The sequence below is a fragment of the Crinalium epipsammum PCC 9333 genome (assembly GCF_000317495.1).
In the GTDB taxonomy this organism is placed as follows: domain Bacteria; phylum Cyanobacteriota; class Cyanobacteriia; order Cyanobacteriales; family PCC-9333; genus Crinalium; species Crinalium epipsammum.
The window spans coordinates 40,150-53,213 of the sequence record NC_019734.1 but is presented as its reverse complement, the minus strand read 5'-3'; the positions used below and the strand labels follow the sequence as shown (position 1 = coordinate 53,213).

Sequence of the window (13,064 nt, the reverse complement as noted above, 5' to 3'; positions counted from 1 at the left end):
TACTGCACTACACTAATGGCTCAATATCTGCAAAAACAGTATGCTATCGCACACTTTGAGTAACCAAAGCCCATCGTACCTGCACATCGAAAGTGGAAAATACTGTGCAAGTGCATGGATGACGATCGCAACTACAACCAAATCACACCATTACTTATGTCCTTGGATAGTAAAAAAAGTGCTATTACACAAGGCATTTTAAGGTAGCAGTGCAGTCAAAACATTAATGGCATACGGCATTTGCAGAATCCAAAAGATTAAAAGTTGGGGCGATCTTGCTGGAAGCGTATACCATACCACTAGGGAACGGGAAACACTAAACGCCGATCCAGCAGTAGATAACATCCGTGTGATTGGTCAGCCAAATGACCCAGACCTAGCCACGATGGTACTAGACAAAATTGGCGACCAGACTATTCGCAAGAATGCAGTTTTAGCAGTAGAAATGTTGCTGAGTGCTAGTCCTGAATACTTTAGACCCGATGAGCCATCAAGTGCTGGAGTTTACGAGCAGGAGCAGTTAGAAGCTTGGACTAAGAAATCGGTTGATTGGCTCAAGGAACAGTATCAAGACAGAGTAGTTAGTGCAGAACTACACTTGGATGAATCTACCCCTCACATCCATGCTTATCTAGTGCCGTTGGATGATCAAGGAAAGTTGAACTGTCGAGCATTGTTTGGTGGCAGTAGGCATACATTATCAAAACTGCAAGACAGTTATGCAGAAGCAGTAAAACCTTTAGGACTAGAACGAGGCATTAAAGGTAGTCAAGCTACTTATACGGAAGTTAAACAGTATTACAGCGATGTTAATCGAAACTCCTTAAACCTAGATCTAGAGGAGCAGTTACCCCAACCATTAAAGAATGAGGGTGCAGCCGAGTACAAGGAACGAGTAATTGAGAATTTACAGCCTAGCCTTGACATAATCAATCATCAGTTAAGCGATTATTCTAAGGCTATAAAACAGAAAGAGGAAATGGAGCGCACAGCAAGAGCTAGTGAAAAAGAGAGGCAGAAGTTAGAGCAACGGGTTGATGAATTAGAGTCAGAGGTGATTAAATTACGATCACAAGTTAAACAATTGGTACTTGATGATGCTATAGAAACAGCTTCTACTCGTCCACCAGTTATAACCAGTCAGAATTTAGAAAACTCAACTGCAACTGGTTCAACTGATGGCGATGACGATGACGATGATAATAACGAGACTATTGGTGCGATCGCTCCAACCCACACTAAGAAATTAGAATTACCTGGGCAACTACCATCACTACCAGAATTAGAACTAGAGCTTGAAAGTGGTAATGATGAAGCTGCTAATAGTGATGAAGCTACTAATGATGATGATGAGAAATTAAATTACGCCGATATTTTTGCTGTTCCAGATGATTTTGATCAAGAATGGATATTACAACAGCACCGTGAACAAGTCTCTCTTGTTCGAGCAAAACGAGCAGCGGAAGAAGCACTTCATCATGCTCAATTAATAGAGTATAAACGTGCAGAAGAGCAACGAATTAGGAATATTTTCATAGAAAATAGCGAAAATCCCATATTCAATGAGTTGCTATCAGATGAAGCGAGAGCTTTGTTTAAGGAAAGTATTGCACAGGAAAACATGGGCGCTACCGCACCTAATGAGTTGCAATCAAATGATGCTACCGCACCCGAAAATGCCTCAAGTTTTAACCATCAAACTAACTCAACTGTTCCAACTGTTCAACATCAAACTGACTCAACTGACCCAACTAATCAAACTGTTCAACATCAAACTGTTCAACATGACCCAACTTATCTAAGTGATCAAACTGTTCCAACTGAGCCTTACCAGGATGATGATGATCAAACTGATGATGAATCAGTAAATGTTGATCCAATCGAAGAGAATTGGCAACCTCTACGATCGTACTTAATTGAAGAATGCTGCTTACCAAGTGATCTCCTCGATGGGCTGCACGAAAAAGGATGGGTCTACGCTAATAATGAAGGTATGGCTGTGTTCACTTTGCGTACAAGAGAAAATATTGAAACAGGTGTTTGCGTATTTGACCCTGAAAGTGAATCAAATATATGGCGGGATTTAAACCTTGATCCAGAAGTTGAGCAGAAAGTAAATGGAGAACCTAGTTTCTTCTGGATACCTCCACAAAATGACTTACCTATTAATGACGCAATCCTTACCAGTGACCCAATCGAAACAATTTCTAGAATTGCGTTAGACCCTAGTTTTGGTCAAAACAGTACTCTATACCTCAGTACTGAAAATGTAGACTTCCTCCCTATAGAAGTTCTACAGAAGCTTGAGGAGAACGTTGTAGTAAGTTTAAAAGGTGATGAAGATGGTAAGGAACTTGCTAATGAAATAATGAAAGCTTTACCAAAAAGTCATAAAATAGAACTGAATGAGGCTGGTTGGAATGGTATCTTACAAGAGCAAGAGCGAAAGCGTCAGGCAGAACAAATGCAACTTATCGCCCAATACCAGTCACAGCAAGAGTCACAGATGGAATTGTAAGTGCAAAACTCCATGACGCGGTACTTCCCACCTGTAGAAATTTCTAAGGAATTAAAAATCTAGTTTTAAGCGGAATTAGCTATATAATCTTTAATAAAGATACAAAACCGCCCTAGCTATGCACATTAGTATCGCGGACGACCTCAAAAAACGATTCTATGTGGCTTGTGCTCTACGGGGACTAAAAATGAGCCAAGTTGTGGCAGAACTTATTGAGCAATGGTTAAAGGCTAACGATCCTCACTCTTTTGACATTGAATTTATTCCTCTAACTAAAAAAGGTAGTTAAGTAGTAATAAGGTAATTCAGTCATGCCTTCAAACCTGCCAGAAAAGTTTCCAACTCACTCTAACTTCTAAATGTAGATTGTCTTGAAAAATATGAGTTTATCAGGTCAACAATATAAAAAGCTACAAAAAGCTTTACTTGATGCTTTTCCTAATAAAGCATCACTAGAGCAAATGTTATTATTTGAATTAGATAGAGATTTAGATGTAATCGCTACAGGAGCTAATTTAGAAGTTGTTGTTTTTCAGTTAATAAAATCAGCAGATTCTCAAGGATGGATTGAAGATTTAGTTGCCTCTGCATATAAATCAAATCCTGGCAACTCAAACTTACAAGCTATTGCCCAAGAGATTGTAATAGAAAAAAAAAAGTTGATAACAACAGAAAATTAGCAAAACCACAACAAGAAGATCGCATTCGGAATGACATACTCAACACTACTAGTAGAAAAATTGATGATTTACTCTGCTCATTGCTGCCTAATGGTAAACAGATTAATTTATTAAAACAATCACAGCCAAATTTAATTTGGCAAACAAGTCAACAAAGTTTTCACTCATTACGTAAATCTAGCCCTTATCCGCCTTACGAAAAGAATATAATAGAAGTTTTTTTTGAACATACAGGCCGTCTACTGATTATTGGTGAACCGGGCTCTGGTAAAACTATAACTTTATTAGAAATAGCTAAGTATCTTGTTAATAAAGCTCAAAATGATTTAAGCGCACCTATTCCCGTGAGATTCAGTCTTTCATTTTGGGAGAACCAGAATATCGAAGAATGGTTAGTGAGCGAATTAGAAAAGCATTATAGCATTACTCCTGAAAATGCATTGCATCTACTCCATAATTCTAAAATTATACCGTTGTTAGATGACCTAGATCAAGTAGATATATCTCGGCAGAGGAAATGTATTACAGCTATTAATTCTTTTTTATCTAGTCAATCCAGACCAGATTACTTAATTGTATGTAGTTGTATAAATGGGTATATAAGCAATCCTTCCCTGAAACTTAATGGAGCAATTTATTTACATCCTTTAACTGAAGTACAAATTCATAACTATTTGGTTGATATAGGGCGTTCTAAATTATGGATACATATTCAAGATAGTCCGAATATTTTAGAATTAATAAAAAATCCATTATTTTTATCTATTATGCTAATGCTTGATGAAGAAAATTCCACTATAGAAATTTGGACACGCTTTTACGATGATAAGTTAGAATGTCTACGATTTTTATTTGATAGATATATTCAACAAAAGTTAGAAGAGGATAAAATAATCAGAAACGAAAAGGCGAAATTATGGCTAAAAAAAATAGCTACAGATTTTACCAATAAAAATAATAATTATTTATTTATAGAAAAGATTCAACCTAATGTTTTGTTAACCCAAAAAAATCATAGAATAATATATCATTCTATGATTACGTTAATAGTTGGAATAATTACTTATCCAATCATATTATTAATATATATACCTTTAACAGATAGTGTAGTTAGATTGATATTATTGCCTATATTAAGTATGATATTTGGTTTTATAATCAGTGTTTTAAATCCAGATATTAAGCCAGTTGAAACTCTAAAAATGCCTTTTAAAGAAATATTAGATGCACTAAGATACGCAAATATAAAAGACAGGTTGTTAGGTGCATTTGTTGCTAATTTTAGATCTTTTTATGAGCGAATTGATGACTTGATACCGATGAGTTCTATTTGGCAAGCTTCTTCAATAAATTCAGTTTTAAAAACTTGTTTTACAGGAATTGTTGGGTTCTTCATGGCTCCCACAGCCGCACTTCGTGAATCACTTGTTGGACTACGAGGTGAGATTATTGATTTGGAAGAAATAAAAGTAGTTAATCAAGGCATTAAAAAATCAGCAGTTAACGGTTTTTTGGTTGCTTTGATATATGGTGTATCATTATTTATGCTAGGATGTTTTTTTGGGTTACTAGGTTCAGAACTAGGTTCAGAGAAAACGATGAAAGCTTATGAATTGATTTCTTTTGGAAAAAGTTTTGGGTTGCTCGGAATGCTATTTGGTGGATTATTTGGTGGACTACTAGCTTGCATTCAACATTTTACTTTACGTATCATTATTGCCTTTTATGGAGATATGCCTTGGCGTTATGTTAGATTTATAAATTATGCTACTAAACAGAGGTTTTTAAAGCGTGAAGGTGGACGTTACAGATTTATCCATCCATTACTTCAAAAACATTTTGGTACAATAGATACACGTTAATTTATCACAACTTTTTAATAAATAACTATATAAAACTAAGTAGTGAGTTATAGTTTAATTAAGTAGTAATAGGATAATTTAACAAGACTACAGTTTAGTAATAATCATTTTTCAAAAATTAAAGTTATAAAAATAGATTGTCTAAAAATTATGAATTTATCTGGTCAGCAGCGTAAAAAATTACAAGAAGCTTTAATTGATGCTTTTCCTAGCACAGCATCCTTAGAGCAAATGTTGACATTTGAATTAGATAAAAAATTAAGAGTTATTGCTTGCGAAGGGAGTTTACAAGATATTGTCTTTAAATTAATACAAACCGCTAATTCTCAGGGATGGGTTGAAGATTTAGTTCGTGCTGCGTGTGATTCAAACCCTGGAAATCCAACATTGAAAGCTATCGCTGAAACCCTATTGTCAAATCACGAACCAGAAACCCCTTCTAACATTTCTCAAAAACCAAGTAATCAAGGACAAAAAATTCTGATTTTAGCAGCAATTCCCCACGGTCTGCGTTTAGATAAAGAGATTAGAGAAATTGAAGAAGCTATACGACGAGCTACTAATCGAGATTTATTTGAAATTAAAGTCAGAACTGCTGTACGCCCCCAGGATATTCGGAGGGCGATCGCAGAGGAACAACCTCAAATAGTTCACTTTTGTGGACATGGGGAGAAAGATGGTAGCTTGCTATTAGAGGATGATGGGGGGAACAATAAGCTAGTTACACCGCAAGGTTTAGCATCGCTATTTGAATCACATACTGATTGTGTTAAATGTGTTCTGCTTAATGCCTGTTACTCAGAACAATCTGCTGAAGCGATTAAGCAGCATATTAATTATGTAATTGGCATGAACAATTCAATCCAAGACAAAGCAGCGATCGCCTTTTCTCAAGGTTTTTATGATGGGTTGGGTTACAAAACTTCAGCCAGCCAAAATGTTTATCAGAGAGCTTTCAATGAAGGTATAGTGGCAATAAAATTGGAAGACATTTCACAAGGAGCAATACCTATATTGAAAAAATTCTAAGACATTTTTTTAACAATTGAGTACGATCCCGTTAGCGAAATGTTTCTTAACACTAAGATCGGTTCCTAGAGGCATCTATTTGGTCATAAATTAAGTTACCTGGGCTACTCACAAAGTTTGCGCTATGTTGCCTCAAGCTACTTTCATCAATCCAATTGGCGCAGAAATAGCGAAGCTGACACTAGCCGCAAAGTAGCCATTTAAACCCTTATCTAGTAAAAACTCCAACCATTTTCTCTGATCTACGCACTTGTTCCCTGTCAACACGAGCGTAAACACGGCAGAGTATAGCCTATACTCTGCACTCCGGCTGATGAGAAAATCGAAAACGTTGATTTATCAAGTGTTCCAGACTGGCGCTAGTCTGACATTTTGAAGTTTATATTTCCCTCTGCTGCGATCGCACACCTGACCCAGTATCAGAACGTAAATGCTCTTCGTGGCTTAACTTACGGATGAGGCGTGATAGCTAATACATTTATTACACCTTTTGAGCCGTAATACCAAAAAACACGAAAAGCCCCTGGTGTTCGATTTTCGACATACGCTTCAAAAACTATCTCTTTATTTGGGCCAGTTAAATCATCATACTTGTGTGTATTCAGACCAGGATGACGGGGGTTAGACTCCAAAAGACCAAGCGTTTTTAAGACTTTTTTGTATTTTTTTGGCTCTAACTCTTTAAGAGAATTCAGTGTTGACTCAGCTTCCGGTTCAAGTAATAATCTGAATTGCACTAATCTTCCACTTCATCATCTACGTCCAAATCCGCATACTGAGCAAAAGAGCCTAGATACCGCCCCTGGTTAGATGCTGCTTGTTCTAAACCACGCTCTACAGATGCTAAAGCTTCTTGATTATAAACCAGCCAATCATTTTTAGTAATAACTTTGGTAGCACTATCAGATTGTATTTGCTCCAATAAGTTACGTTCTAAATTATCTATAGCTTCCTCAAAAGCAGAAATTTGTTTGTTTCCTAACCTTACCTCTAACCACAACAATTTTAAAAACGCCATGATTTGGGCAAATAAATTGAAGCTAGTTTTACTGGTAATATTGGCTGAATTTCTAATGGTTAACAAATTTTTAATTGAGTTCTTTTTCTCAATTGGTAGTTCATCCCATTGTTCCTTAACTATCAATGCCAACTTGTGAACTAAAAATGTTAACTCTCTAAGCTGCTTTCGTGTAATAGAATAAACGCTTATTTTCCTATCAGGAAGTTTCTCATCTACTTCTAGTAAACGAGCTATCAAGTAAGGATTGAGTTGAAGTGCTACGTCGGTCACTCGTATTGCCTCCTAATAATGCCCACGCCGCATAAATACTATAGTGACATGGAATTAACGCTCTTGTTACCGCTTTGGTAATACTCAATTCACCATTATTAATAAATCTCACTTCTCTTGTTGAGGCATTGGTAGTCTGACCCGCGTATACTTCGCACCATACTCACCAGGAATTAAGTGCAGATAACGGCTAGTAACATCAAGCCCCGCGTGTCCCAGTTCACGCTGCTGGACGTGAATAGGAGAACCATTCATTAACTGATGCGTTGCCCCAGTATGCCTGAGCCAGTGAGGAGAAATACCGTTAATACCAGCACGTTCACCAGCCGCTTTGACAATACGCCACGCCTGCACAGTACTATACTGTTTTTTCCGTTGGCTGAGAAAAACAGGAGCATTACCAATCGCACCATTTCTGATAGCTTGTAGCGCCGTCCATAATTCAGGAGTAATCGTCACAGTCCGAGTTTTACCACCCTTCCCAAACAAAGTCACCGTTGCTGTACCGTCGCCTTTATCTCTAAAATCCTTCCACTTCAAAGCACAAAACTCACGCACCCTAGCCCTAGTTTCATAGAGCATTTGCAGCATCAACTGATGTTTTCTATTCGGTTCGTTCGTAATAATTTGTAACCATTCCGCCTCAGTTAAAATACGTTCCGCGATCGTATCCTTAATAGCTGGTGTACTAACTGGGAGACCGACATTCACCTGTAGCACCCCAATCTTACAGCCAAAACTGAGTAAAGACTTAACCGCAGATAAACGCCTAGCACGTGTAGCAGAAGCCAGATGCAACTCAATCATCTGATTATCCCAGTTCTGGATATCAGTAAGCGTCACACTAACAATAGACTGAGAGACAAAATTTAAAAACGATTTAATGTCACGGATATAAGCCTTTTGAGTTTCAAGGCTTTTCCCATGTAACCAAAGCTCAAGCAGTTTCGCATCATGGTCAACTTTAGCCAAAGGTTTCGGTTGATCTGTTAAAACTTTTAAAATAGCTGCCATAATCTTTTGACAAAAAGATGAAACAGAAGACGAATTATCTTTCATCTTCGCTCCCTGGCGATCGCTTTTAACCGCCCTCGCAATATTTATTTGGACAATGCTACAAAGAGCTAAAGTTCGCTCGCTCGAAAGAGGGAGTATTGTGAGGAATTAAGCTGTAAGGACTGTTCTGCTACCCGTTGTTATGATTGGTCGTAAATTTGATTTGAGTGCGGTTATAGCTCAATCTGAAGGCAGTTTTTCTGAGGGGTCATTGGAAAAGTGCGATAGCACTTAACTATTTCTACTTGGTCTTATATCAGTCTGTTACCAGTGTTATACCTTGCTAACAAATTTGTTTTGGCAGATAAATTAGTGTTGCACCAGTCTGTTAGAAGTGTTATACAGTTAAAACTAGATACAATACGCGCGTATTATTTATAGTCTATTACGCGCGGATTGCAGGTACTAACGCACCCCTATCGTGGTGCCTAATAAAAAGTACCGTGATTGTTGAAATTCTTTTTCCCTTGTTGCACTGCACTTTAGGACTGCCTTGTTGCATTGCAACTGATTACTGCCTTGTTGTAGCACTTTCTGACAGTTCTGCTACATCTTGATTCCTTGCTGCACTTAAGAATGACACACACTGTTTAAAGTGAAAAAATTGCACCTTTTTTAATCTGCGATAGCAGGTTTACAAGTATGAGTTTTCACGCTTGTTTAACATTAAATAACAATCTCGAAAAATAAGCCGCGCTTGCTACCCAAAAACCGCCCAACATTCTCAGTTATTTTAATTAAGTATTACATAAAGCACTTTACTCCTTGCTGCACTTCAACTGATTACTGCACTACAATTTCTGACAGTTCTACTGCATCTTAATTACTTGTTCCACAGCAATCTAGCTATGGCACACTCAACTGTTCAAAGTGAAAAAAAACACACTTGGTTTACACTGCTTATAAAGATCTACAGACTTTTTATCAAGGTTTGAATAGCAATTAACACTACTTTCGCCTAATTGAAAACTCAGCATCGGGTTTTCAATTGGGCGAACCGAAACGCTCTTTAAGAGCCTGAATTATTACTTCCGTCATTGTTATTCCGTGCCGCTTAGATTCTGCTGCCCAATGTCGTCTAAGTGATTCAGGCACTTTTACACAAAGGTTGACTTCTCGTTCTCGCTCATTCTGGTTATCTGGTTTTACTGCTAACTGATTCTCTTGTTTGATGGCATTCTGGTTTTCTGGATCACCCTCGGTTTGCTCTACAGGCCGGCTAGTAATCTGGTTATCTGGTTCAGAAACTTCTTGGCTATCTGTTTCTCTCGCTTTGCGAATCAAATCCCCATATTTAGAATTAGTCATTTCCTAAAACCTCCATAATTTCCTTGCCAAGTGCTAGATAATCTAACCATGCAACCCTTGCTTTTGAGGAAGAAACGTCTCTAATAGGGACACCTTCAAAAGCAGCTTTTTGAAATCCAGCAGCGCGGCGAATCATCGTCTTGAAAACAGGAATACCGTTATCTATAAGTTCGGAGCGTATTGCTGCTCCTTCTTTACTAGGTGATGGAGGAACTATTACCAGTAAAGCTCTGTAGTTTGCTGCACCTAAATCGCTTGCCGTTTTTAACATCGGTTCCAAACTCACGACATCTGGAATCGTTGGCAAGATGAGTAAGTCACAACCTTTTGCCAACTCTTTTAAGTCACTTGAGTCTGGTCGGGCTGGAGTGTCAATCACTACAAAATCATTACCCGAAATCAACTTCATTGCTTGTCGCTCATCAGCCACAGTAAAAGGAAGGCTCCCCCGACTCGACCATGCTAGGGCAGTGCGATTTGGGTCAGAGTCTACCAGAATGGTTTTCCCAATATCGCTGAAGAATGTCGCAATGTGTATGGCAGTTGTCGATTTCGATATACCGCCTTTGTATCCAGTGACAGTTAAAATCTTCATCTGGTAATCTGGTTTGCTGGTTATCTGGTAATTTGGTTAACAAGGTTTATGGTTATCTGGTTTTACAGATAACACTTATCCATTGTTTTTGCAAGAAAGTAGGAAAGTCTTAGTCTGACAAGCGTACTAAAAGGTTATGCAGCAACACTACTTAAGATGGGTCTACTTAAAAAGGGAGCGATCGCTCCCTACGCCAAAAAAAATATTGATTGAGCAAATCGAATACCATTAAATCACTTGATAAAAGTGCTGATACTCTTTATGCCACCCTTGTTGTAGAGCAGGAAGTGCTGATAAATTCAATGTTCTTTTGGTTCCTTAATATCCTGAATCCCAACTAAAGTAACAGGCGGACGATCCGGAAACTTGGCAACAAGCTGTAAGTCGCCCCCCATCGCTGCAACGTATTCTCGCAAAGTCGAGAGCATTAAATCACTACGGTTCTCCAGTCTTGAAACATTTGCCTGGTCTATGTTCAGGAGTTGTGCTACTTTCTCCTGTGTAAGTTTAAGTGCTTGTCTAAGCTCTTGTAGTGTCATATAGGATGCTATTAGGTCGGCTGCCCGTTTGTTGATCTGAGCGCGTCGCTCATGAGGCAACTGTTCCAGTTTTTCCTTCAAAGTTGTTGCCATATCTACCCTCACCTCACCCGCGTTATTAATCTTTAATTTGCAAAGAGTGCTTTTTGAACCGAGCATCTGCTTTTTTAATGAGTTGCTTGTAAAAACGGCTTTCACTTACACCAGACTTGTCACCAGCTATCAACAAGATCGCATGACGTTTTGGATCAAAAGCAAACGCAACGCGCCAAACACCATCAGCCGCTTCAAACCGCAATTCCTTCATGTTGGTGTACTGTGAGCCGTTGAGTGTATCAACATTCGGTCGTCCTAGTGTTGGCCCAAATGCTTCCAACAGACTGGCACGAGCAAGCAATTCATTCTGCACTTCAGGAAGTAGCTCATCAAACTCTGGCTCAAAATCTTCATGGAACTCAACAACCCAGTTCATACATTTATTATGCACTCAAACGCATAATCAGGCTACCACCACTTTTATGTAACTAAATGTCTTGCACTAACTCACACGAGTAAGACAATTATTGCTCTAGTCTTGCACTACAACCCTCTCCCAAAAACTCCCGTGAGATTGACCGATAACCTGCACAAAATCAAATTTACACCCAATCACACCAACAGCAGCACAAATAGTCCTTCAAGCTAAATTATGCAGATTTTTCAAATAACAAGCTGATCAATGAGTGCCATCAACGTGGGATTACCCCGATTGGGGAATTGAGTTAAGTTTTTTAAAGGATTAATTTTGGCTACTATTAAATGTTGGTCACAAATTAAAATATAGGTTTGTATATATAACATATATAGTAAAATCTCAACAGCTTTCATCTATATAGACCTATATCACTTATATATGACTAATACAGGGCAGAATAAAAAGCTGGCTACCTTTAACTGTGATTCTGAGTTATGGGGTAAATTTCTCCACCGATGTCAAGAAGAAGGTACAACAGCTACAGCCACACTCACGCAATGTATTTCCTTGTACCTTGAGGGGAAGTTGGATAATTTTGATGGCATTCTAGGTAAACCTAATATAAGTGAACAAGTACAAAGTTGCGTTGCATTGTACCTAGAACAACATTTACCTGAATATATAGATAACTATCTAACTAATTTTCAAAGTAAAGATTTAACCACAACTAAAACTCAAAGAAGTCCTAACAGTCAGAAAACTAAGTTACCTCAAGAACCATTATTTTGGACAATCAAAGCAAGAGCAAAACATTTAGGATTAACGGTAAGTGCTGATCAAATTTTGCACGTTGAAATGTATGTCAATGAGGATTATAAGGAACGGCATGGCAAGCTGCCTAAACGAGAACTGGTGAAGAACACTCAAACGTTTGTTTGCCCTAATAATGATGTTGATATTTTAGATAAAGCCATTAATAAAGTATTATCTCCCACAGCAACCAAAACTAATAAACTGTAATGGTAAATTAGCTTTTAATCCTTGCATAATATTGGCACTTTTTTCTAACGATGATGTCTTCTAACCCTCAACGTTACCCTAAAAATTGGTATGAAATAGCCTTATCTATAAAAGAACAAGCCCAGTGGCGCTGTCGTAAGTGCAAGATGCAATGTATTCGTCCTGGTGAGGATACTTCTGGTTTAAGTAAATCTGATTTTTCTCCAGATAGTATGAGCTAATTTCACTCCTACTTCAAATATGTAATCATAAGCGTTATTAAAATATTCTTCAGTAACTTCTAATTTTTTCCAAATTTGACAATTTAATAAATCAACCTTGTTTTCTTTGCATACATTTATATATTGACTGTAAACAATTCCATCACAATGTACAAATAAAGTTCTTCTCTCAGTAATTTCTATAAAAATGGTATTTATTATTAGCTGAAAACTAAACTTTAAGCTTTATATTCGAGCGATGAATCTATTTATTACTTGTTGAAAATTAGGGTTCATAATTATTATCCTCTAATAATTTTCATTGATTCCATGTCGGGAAAGCATTTCCCTGATTATGTCTGTTATCTCTATGTGTTCCGTCACTATCGTTGGCAGGGTCTAGATTTGTGAATTCAGTCCAAGCTAACCCCTGTAATGATACAGATGATGTATCTTAACGGCAAGGGAAGATCTTTTGGAAACGATTGTTATTCGGATGTTACGTTATTGCT

14 protein-coding genes are annotated in these 13,064 nt (G+C 37.7%); 7 read left to right on the top strand and 7 right to left on the bottom strand.

Features of this window, described 5'->3' with window-relative positions; translation table 11 throughout:
• Positions 1-226 precede the first annotated feature (226 nt).
• The 5 genes from mobV to CRI9333_RS23555 all read left to right on the top strand — a co-directional run bounded on the left by mobV (position 227) and on the right by CRI9333_RS23555 (position 6,089).
• Positions 227-2,518, top strand: a complete 2,292-nt coding sequence (gene mobV / locus CRI9333_RS25305; RefSeq protein WP_015180004.1) for a MobV family relaxase — start codon at positions 227-229, stop codon at positions 2,516-2,518.
• A 118-nt stretch (positions 2,519-2,636) separates the two neighbouring features.
• Complete coding sequence (locus CRI9333_RS28200) at positions 2,637-2,807, top strand: plasmid partition protein ParG (RefSeq protein ID WP_015180003.1); 171 nt, start codon at positions 2,637-2,639, stop codon at positions 2,805-2,807.
• Between the two features lie 91 nt (positions 2,808-2,898).
• Positions 2,899-3,198 (top strand): effector-associated domain EAD1-containing protein, encoded by a 300-nt coding sequence (locus CRI9333_RS23565; protein ID WP_041227030.1) that lies wholly within the window; start codon positions 2,899-2,901, stop codon positions 3,196-3,198.
• Between the two features lie 80 nt (positions 3,199-3,278).
• Positions 3,279-5,060, top strand: a complete 1,782-nt coding sequence (locus tag CRI9333_RS23560) for an NACHT domain-containing protein (RefSeq protein WP_015180002.1) — start codon at positions 3,279-3,281, stop codon at positions 5,058-5,060.
• A 150-nt stretch (positions 5,061-5,210) separates the two neighbouring features.
• On the top strand, positions 5,211-6,089 hold the full coding sequence (locus CRI9333_RS23555) for an effector-associated domain EAD1-containing protein (RefSeq protein ID WP_015180001.1): 879 nt from the start codon (positions 5,211-5,213) through the stop codon (positions 6,087-6,089).
• A gap of 449 nt (positions 6,090-6,538) precedes the next feature.
• Here CRI9333_RS23555 and CRI9333_RS23550 read toward each other — a convergent pair whose 3' ends face one another.
• The 7 genes from CRI9333_RS23550 to CRI9333_RS23520 form a co-directional block, all read right to left on the bottom strand.
• A complete protein-coding gene (locus CRI9333_RS23550; protein WP_015180000.1) occupies positions 6,539-6,826 on the bottom strand; it encodes a hypothetical protein in 288 nt (95 codons plus the stop codon).
• Positions 6,826-7,380: a hypothetical protein gene (locus tag CRI9333_RS23545; RefSeq protein WP_015179999.1), complete on the bottom strand. Its 555-nt coding sequence runs from the start codon at positions 7,378-7,380 to the stop codon at positions 6,826-6,828. The genes CRI9333_RS23550 and CRI9333_RS23545 overlap by 1 nt, the downstream gene beginning before the upstream one ends.
• Positions 7,381-7,488: 108 nt before the next feature.
• On the bottom strand, positions 7,489-8,439 hold the full coding sequence (locus tag CRI9333_RS23540) for a tyrosine-type recombinase/integrase (protein WP_015179998.1): 951 nt from the start codon (positions 8,437-8,439) through the stop codon (positions 7,489-7,491).
• A 981-nt stretch (positions 8,440-9,420) separates the two neighbouring features.
• Complete coding sequence (locus CRI9333_RS23535) at positions 9,421-9,744, bottom strand: hypothetical protein (RefSeq protein WP_015179997.1); 324 nt, start codon at positions 9,742-9,744, stop codon at positions 9,421-9,423.
• Complete coding sequence (locus tag CRI9333_RS23530; RefSeq protein WP_015179996.1) at positions 9,737-10,339, bottom strand: nucleotide-binding protein; 603 nt, start codon at positions 10,337-10,339, stop codon at positions 9,737-9,739. Before CRI9333_RS23530 ends, CRI9333_RS23535 begins: the two co-directional genes overlap by 8 nt.
• Before the next feature lie 299 nt (positions 10,340-10,638).
• Complete coding sequence (locus tag CRI9333_RS23525; protein WP_015179995.1) at positions 10,639-10,971, bottom strand: XRE family transcriptional regulator; 333 nt, start codon at positions 10,969-10,971, stop codon at positions 10,639-10,641.
• Between the two features lie 25 nt (positions 10,972-10,996).
• Positions 10,997-11,350, bottom strand: coding sequence for a type II toxin-antitoxin system RelE/ParE family toxin (locus tag CRI9333_RS23520; RefSeq protein WP_015179994.1), 354 nt, complete (start codon positions 11,348-11,350; stop codon positions 10,997-10,999).
• A 420-nt stretch (positions 11,351-11,770) separates the two neighbouring features.
• On the opposite strand from CRI9333_RS23520, the gene CRI9333_RS23515 reads away from it, so the two are divergent.
• Both CRI9333_RS23515 and CRI9333_RS26300 read left to right on the top strand, forming a co-directional pair.
• Positions 11,771-12,352, top strand: coding sequence for a hypothetical protein (locus CRI9333_RS23515; RefSeq protein WP_015179992.1), 582 nt, complete (start codon positions 11,771-11,773; stop codon positions 12,350-12,352).
• 50 nt (positions 12,353-12,402) lie between these two features.
• Positions 12,403-12,573, top strand: a complete 171-nt coding sequence (locus tag CRI9333_RS26300; protein ID WP_015179991.1) for a hypothetical protein — start codon at positions 12,403-12,405, stop codon at positions 12,571-12,573.
• Positions 12,574-13,064 lie beyond the last annotated feature (491 nt).

Bases quoted from the DNA above. Each gene is read 5' to 3' on its own strand.
- mobV (WP_015180004.1), top strand. From the start codon at position 227: ATGGCATACGGCATTTGCAGAATCCAAAAGATTAAAAGTTGGGGCGAT.
- CRI9333_RS28200 (WP_015180003.1), top strand. From the start codon at position 2,637: ATGCACATTAGTATCGCGGACGACCTCAAAAAACGATTCTATGTGGCT.
- CRI9333_RS23565 (WP_041227030.1), top strand. From the start codon at position 2,899: ATGAGTTTATCAGGTCAACAATATAAAAAGCTACAAAAAGCTTTACTT.
- CRI9333_RS23555 (WP_015180001.1), top strand. From the start codon at position 5,211: ATGAATTTATCTGGTCAGCAGCGTAAAAAATTACAAGAAGCTTTAATT.
- CRI9333_RS23540 (WP_015179998.1), bottom strand. From the start codon at position 8,439: ATGAAAGATAATTCGTCTTCTGTTTCATCTTTTTGTCAAAAGATTATG.
- CRI9333_RS23535 (WP_015179997.1), bottom strand. From the start codon at position 9,744: ATGACTAATTCTAAATATGGGGATTTGATTCGCAAAGCGAGAGAAACA.
- CRI9333_RS23530 (WP_015179996.1), bottom strand. From the start codon at position 10,339: ATGAAGATTTTAACTGTCACTGGATACAAAGGCGGTATATCGAAATCG.
- CRI9333_RS23525 (WP_015179995.1), bottom strand. From the start codon at position 10,971: ATGGCAACAACTTTGAAGGAAAAACTGGAACAGTTGCCTCATGAGCGA.
- CRI9333_RS23520 (WP_015179994.1), bottom strand. From the start codon at position 11,350: ATGAACTGGGTTGTTGAGTTCCATGAAGATTTTGAGCCAGAGTTTGAT.
- CRI9333_RS23515 (WP_015179992.1), top strand. From the start codon at position 11,771: ATGACTAATACAGGGCAGAATAAAAAGCTGGCTACCTTTAACTGTGAT.
- CRI9333_RS26300 (WP_015179991.1), top strand. From the start codon at position 12,403: ATGATGTCTTCTAACCCTCAACGTTACCCTAAAAATTGGTATGAAATA.